This is a genomic window from Microcoleus sp. K1-B1 (genome assembly GCF_036704705.1).
Taxonomy (GTDB): Bacteria; Cyanobacteriota; Cyanobacteriia; order Cyanobacteriales; family Microcoleaceae; genus Microcoleus.
On record NZ_JAUBSH010000179.1, the window covers coordinates 1 to 3,430 of the forward strand.

The 3,430-nt window shown below is 43.7% G+C and carries 4 protein-coding genes; 2 read left to right on the top strand and 2 right to left on the bottom strand.

Going from position 1 to position 3,430, the window contains the following annotated elements; translation table 11 throughout:
- Window positions 1–130: 130 nt before the first annotated feature.
- Window positions 131–901, bottom strand: a complete 771-nt coding sequence (locus QUA83_RS30150; RefSeq protein ID WP_333297877.1) for a CPBP family intramembrane glutamic endopeptidase — start codon at window positions 899–901, stop codon at window positions 131–133.
- A 45-nt stretch (window positions 902–946) separates the two neighbouring features.
- Between QUA83_RS30150 and QUA83_RS30700 the strand changes: the two genes are divergently transcribed.
- On the top strand, window positions 947–1,129 hold the full coding sequence (locus tag QUA83_RS30700) for a GNAT family N-acetyltransferase (RefSeq protein WP_445301832.1): 183 nt from the start codon (window positions 947–949) through the stop codon (window positions 1,127–1,129).
- A gap of 138 nt (window positions 1,130–1,267) precedes the next feature.
- On the opposite strand, the gene QUA83_RS30155 is transcribed toward QUA83_RS30700, so the two are convergent.
- On the bottom strand, window positions 1,268–1,450 hold the full coding sequence (locus QUA83_RS30155) for a hypothetical protein (RefSeq protein WP_333297878.1): 183 nt from the start codon (window positions 1,448–1,450) through the stop codon (window positions 1,268–1,270).
- A 647-nt stretch (window positions 1,451–2,097) separates the two neighbouring features.
- Between QUA83_RS30155 and QUA83_RS30160 the strand changes: the two genes are divergently transcribed.
- Window positions 2,098–3,405 carry a hypothetical protein gene (locus tag QUA83_RS30160; protein ID WP_333297879.1) on the top strand — a complete coding sequence of 436 codons (1,308 nt, stop codon included), beginning with the start codon at window positions 2,098–2,100 and terminating at the stop codon, window positions 3,403–3,405.
- The last annotated feature ends 25 nt before the right edge of the window (window positions 3,406–3,430 follow it).

Consider the following 3,430-nt stretch of genomic DNA (forward strand, 5'->3'; position numbering starts at 1 on the left):
TCTTTATTTGACGATTTTACTAGCTTTTTCATTTTAACTCTTTTTTGACACATTCGCAAAAGTGAGATGCACCCTTATCCTCATGCCATTGTAAAGGTTCGTTGTACCATTGCATTGTTTGCATCTCTTGCTAACTTCCTCCAATTCCGTGCAGTACCAAATCGGCAAAAAAATGAGATAACATAGCGTATTCTAATCCCCAACGCCAGTAAAGATAACCAAAGGGAATCCCTAAGAGGGCATTGAGTGTAATGGTGCGGAGAATGACGATCGGCGTTAATGCCCAGACATTCGCAGCAGCAGGCAAATGACCCACACCAAACAATATTGCCGCCGCCACAATTGCCAGCCAAAAAATCAATGTAGAGGGTTGCGGTTTGTCTCGCTCAAAAATCTTCCAAAGTAGCCACGCCATCAATGTCATACCGAACAGTCGCAGCAAGAGTTCTTCGGTGATGCCTCCGTAGAAAGAAGCTAATATGCGTTTCCAGAGGTCAATTTCGAGCGTTGTTAGAGTTGCCATTGGCGGCATCCAAGGTTGGAAAGCTAAACTCAATCCAATCAGGACGATTCCACCGAGGCAGCCTACAATTAGCGCCGTGTTAAGGGCAGATTTAGATATTGGCGCCCAAGGCTGTCGATATACCAAAGCACGAGCTATGGGCGTATCAAGTCCGATCGAGTTACCGAGGCGAAGCCCAATCCAACAAAAGAGAATTAGAAAAATTCCGGTTTGCAGGGCGGAGGCGATCGCCAAAACAGGTAGCGGTGCCGGCAATTGACTTACTGCCGGATTGAGAGACAGCGCATAAGGGAACACCGCCAAGCTTCCCAAACTACCCAGAAACGCCCAGAACAATGCCAATCGGAAGTAATGATTTTTTGCAGTGTTAGCAGACATAATTTTTGAGAAAAAAACGAATCAATTACACTAAATCAGTCTTGAATATTTGAAACATTAAAGCTCGATCGCATTTATGCAACTTGTCTCAGGCGGAATATAGCCTCGGCTAAGGTGCTAAAAAAGCTGGGAATGACGCCGGAAGGTAGCCAAAAACAGCGTGTTTTTCACCGAGGGCAGTTTGAAGAGATCGAACTTTACGGTTTACTCAAGAAGCACAAGTGTTGAATTTTGTTATAAAACTTTACTTCATTGCCGCTATTCCTCCTACACCGCCTAAATTTATCCGGTAAAAATCAGTTTTTCTTTCCCAGTTTGAGGATATTGCTTATCTAGAAGATTTTTCTGTGGGTGATGTATTATTTATTATCTTAGCATTTCATATTTACCAAAGTTGCTGTGCAAAGCTTCAAGACGCTTGGCTTCTGCTGCTTGATGGAGCAAATAAGTTTCAAGTTCTTGGGTGTTGGCCGGATAGTAGGTGAGTGCGGCGTAAACTTCGGCGAGGGTGAGATGTCGGATGCGATCGCAAATCTCTTCAGCATTCAATCCTCGCTTGTATCAGATTACGATGCGACGAACGGTAACGCCTTTACCGAAGATGTGGGGACATCCACCATGCAGTCCGGGAGTGCGTGTAATGAGCGTACCAATGTCAATAGATACTGCTGCGGTCATAAATTTTATAATTTTAACTATGCTGATAATAGATGAAAACCCTATAGAGGCGCACTGGTTATGAACTGGAAAGCACACATTCACTCAGATATGGCTTCCGGCTGCGATCGCCCAGAGGTGTCATTTATTTGCGGTTTCGTCCTCACACGCCGGAAGAACCAGCATCAATATTGTTAAATTTATTACAGACCGAAGGATTGCAATTTGAGGAACGGTTTACAGTGGTGGAGCGCGATCAAATGCGTCAACGCCCCCTACCGTAGTTATTGCCGGAAGCAAGTAGTTGTGGGGATTGAGGCAGGCTGTGGGTGACGATATTACAGAGTATTAAGCTTGAAGTGGCGATCTAGGAATTATATCGCGGTGTGAGTTTGGGGCGATAAATAAAGTAAGCTAAGGAAGTATCGCCAGCTTTTGAGCCTTCAATTTTTTGAGTTTTTCTACCACTGGACTTGGGTTTGGCTTATAGCTTGTATATGGGTCAGAGATTTTCTAGTAATTAAAAAACGGAATAAGATATGAATAATGAGTCTGGACTTTCAATCAAAAAGCCCGTTTCGGTATTGAAAAAATCGATCGCAGTTAACTTTAAAGATTTTTCTAAGGCACTAGGCAAAGCAGGTGTAGACTTTGCTTTTGGCAAGTGGGATAGCCTTGCAGCAGATGGAGTTGATGCTCTGGGTGCATTAGGTTTAGCCGCAGGTGCTGAAGAAATTGCTTGGTTGTTCGTTTGCCGCTCGTTGTTCCAGGCAATGAAGAACCTGGTTGACGAAAAAAAAGAGCTGGAATCGGAGAAGTTTAATTTCAAATTATTGCAGACTAAAATTAATGAGGCTTTAGAGAATAGTAGTTTATCGATCAATGAAAAGTTTTTTAAACACCCTGAGAAAGATCAGATCCTTGGGGTTATTCAACCAGCTTTTACCCAGTGGCTAATAGATTCTGGCTTGAGTGAGGTAGAAGCAAAGGCAATCAGCCAGCGGCTACCCATTTATTTCGCGGCGGCCCTTCATGAGGAATGGGGTAGCCGCCCAAAAGACTATGCGGTTCTTCAAGAAAAGCTGGATACTCCGTTTACTCAAGCCAATGAACGGTTACAAGCATGGTTGCGCTATTCAACGTGGCTGCAAAAACAGGTAGAAGAACCTATGTTTTTGGAAGCCTTCAGTTTGAAGCAGGTGTTTGTGCCGCTTCGGGCTTACTATAACCGCAAAGTAGAAAAGCAGAAAGATGAAGACCTAGAAGAGAGGATTGGAAGCAGCAGACAGTTTGAACGAGTTGTGGTTGAGTTGGAAGCAGAATTAGAAGACTGGTTAAGTAAAGCAAAAAAAGATGATGCTATTCGACTGATTAGCGGTGGCCCCGGTAGTGGCAAATCTTCTTTAACCAAAATGTTTGCTGCAAAGGTAGCAGAGAAGGGACATCGAGTTTTGTTTATTCCATTACATCACTTTGAGCCATCAGACGATCTGATTGATGCGGTTGGAAAATTCGTCAAGTTCGATCGTATTTTGCCCTACAATCCTTTGGAGGCAGAGCATCGGGAAGAGCGCCTGCTGATTATTTTTGATGGCTTGGATGAACTAGCCATGCAGGGCAAGATTGCTGAGAAAACGGCTCAAGACTTTGTGCGAGAAGTACAGCTCAAGGTACAGCGATTTAACCAGCACAAAAATTGTGTGCAGGTGTTGATCAGTGGTCGGGAAGTTGTTGTACAGGCAAATGAAACTGCCTTCCGTAAAGAAGGCCAAATTTTCTATGTTCTTCCTTACTTTTTGGGTGCATCTCAGTTTGGCAAATACATCAAATTGAAAGTTGACCATTGAGATAAGCACAGCGAAGAGCAAGGAT